This window comes from Massilia sp. P2_C2, assembly GCF_056404615.1.
In genome coordinates this window covers 1-2,400 of record NZ_JBFUDR010000522.1, presented here as the reverse complement: position 1 = coordinate 2,400, position 2,400 = coordinate 1, and the positions used below count along the sequence as shown (strand labels likewise).

General features: G+C 62.8%; 1 protein-coding gene and 1 pseudogene. Both read right to left on the bottom strand.

The window, feature by feature from the left end:
* Positions 1–1,364: pseudogene (locus AC1DYX_RS30370) on the bottom strand (hypothetical protein); the annotation flags it as partial.
* Between the two features lie 449 nt (positions 1,365–1,813).
* Positions 1,814–2,400 (bottom strand): diacylglycerol/lipid kinase family protein (locus AC1DYX_RS30365; protein WP_477265826.1); only part of this gene is annotated, 587 nt, incomplete at its 5' end.

The following is a 2,400-nucleotide window of genomic DNA, read 5'->3' as shown; positions in this document are numbered from 1 at the left end:
ATATACGAGTTGCCGACGCTGTGTTCCAACTTGGTTAGCGCGAGCCTGCCGCACGTGCCTGCGGCGGAACCAGGGAAAGCGCATAGGCGACGCTGATATCCTCGCTGCCTGATTACCTCGACAAGCGGGACCTTGCCATCCGAAGTGGCCGTGGTCAGTTCGATCGACCAGGCGACAACAGCCGTGGCAAACTGCATCCACTGCGCCTTGTCCGCTTCTAGGGCGACCTTCTCGGCATTCAGCACCTTCAGCCTGGCCTCAAACTTTGTCTTGTCCGCGCCCTTAGCAGCCTTCAGCTTGTTGGTGATGGCCTCGATCTCGTCGGCACGGTCCTTGATCGCCTTGTCGTATGCATTCGACGCCAACCGACCAGCCTTCAGCCAATTCTGAAGTTCGGCGATCTGCGTCTCTGCATCCTCGCTGGCGGCTTTCGGGTCGTAACCCGGTATCAGTACCACCACTCCGCGGTCGGACAGTGCGCCAGACAAGGCCGTGATCCACTCGGATTCATTTGCGGTCGCGCTCACTGACTTGAACGTAAAATCGGTGCGGAAGAACGACAGGATGGAGTCGAGCCCTTTCAACGCCAGACCAACGGCGGCCACACTGGCGGTTTCGACTTCGTTCTTCTGGCCTGGGTACACTGGCATTGCCGCGCGCTGCTTGCGCAGGCCCAGCATGCGGGCGTCAAAGGCGAGGACGGCCTGGAAATCCGGCAGCGTCGTCGTCAACACCAACCGCATCGACCCAGCGCGACTGGCGGGTAAAGGCGCCTGAGTCCCTGCCGCGCCAGGCTGCTCCCAGGGCTTGGTCGGCGTCGCCCCACCTGAGGTACTTGAGGGTGCCGCCGGCAGCGCGTCCCACGGATTCGGCGCCGCTGGCGACGCCGCGTTGACGGCCGCCGCGCCAGCCGGCCCGACCGGAGCAGGCGCTGCCGGGGTTGCGCCGGGAACAGGAGCAAGCGGCGCCGTGTTTACCTGCGCCGGCGTCGATCCCCACCGCAAGGCAGGCGACGACACTAACGCGTCGGCAAACCCGGACGCCAGCTTGTTGACCGCTAGATTGCTTAATAGCTGGGCCTCTGCATTCGCGGCATTGGCTTCGGCCGTAACCTCTCCTTTATACGGAGATTCGACATCGCCGTACTTAGCTTTCGCCGCCGCGAGCTCAGCGGCATGCATCTGGGTCTGTGCTTCGTACATCGCCTTCTGGGCGTCGTACTGTGCCTTCAATTTCTGGTAATTGGCGAGTTCCGGGTCGGTCTCCGGGTCAGCGGCCAACGCCCATGGGGCAATCGCGAACGCGGCAACAGCAAGCAACATCCGGCTTTCATTGAAGAAACGCTCCCCTAGTCCGATGTTCATTTGTCCTCCGATCAATGCTTGACAGAGTGGTTGACATCTGCGGACTGCATCCCGCCATGCTCCGGAAGGGTCCGCGCCGGCGTTGTCATGATTAATAAATAACAAGCTTGTTAAAGATGCTAGACCGATGTGTACAATTAGTAAACGTTGATCTGCATCATGTTCAAAAATCGCCACGATGGGCCTTTTATCTTGCGCATGTCGAATGAACAGCTAGCGTTGCGCTGGGAAGTGATCCCGATCTGATCGTGTTGCCAAACAATCGATCAGCAAAACCGGCATCTTACGGCTGGATCAGCAGCGGACGCGGGCGACGAAATCACGCCTGGAAACACTTGGAGAGGTCGGAAAAGCTACCGTTCAACCCGCCCGGAACAAGGACGGTCAGGATCGTCTGCGACATGCCGCACACCTACTAACCGACGGCAACAGATGCGCCGGCCCGTACCTTAGCGCGTCTCCGCCGTAGCGACCGCCGTCGTATCGACACCCTCTTCCGCCTCCGGCACCAGCAGCGTCAATCGCCCCTCGAGCGCCTCGAAACGCAGCGGCAGCGCCATCCGGCAGACTTCGCCGTCCGTCGCCACCTTCAGCTTGCGGCGCCCCGACAGTGGCGGCGCGCGCACGGTCATGCGCCGGAACGCGAACGCATCGACGTCCTCCGCCTCGCCCAACCGTCCCAGCGCGCCGCGCACGAGTAGGCCCAGCATGCGCAGCCGGCCCACGGGCCGCGGCGCGATCGCGACCAGCCGGCCGGATTCCAGCGACTGGTCGAGCGGCCGCATCCCGACCTGTTCCATCTGCAGCCGGTTGTTCCCGACGAACAGCGTGGGCGTGCGCAGGCGCCGGGTGCCGCAGTCCAGTTCGAGCGTGATGCGCAGGCTGCGGTGGCCGCGCAGCGCGGTCTTGATGGCCGACAGCAGGGCCACGACGCGCGAACGACCGTACTGGCGCTGGTCGTGCTCGCGCTCCTCAAGTAATTGCGGGTACAGGCCCACGCTCGCGTTGACGAGGAAGATGCGGTCGTTCAGCAGAC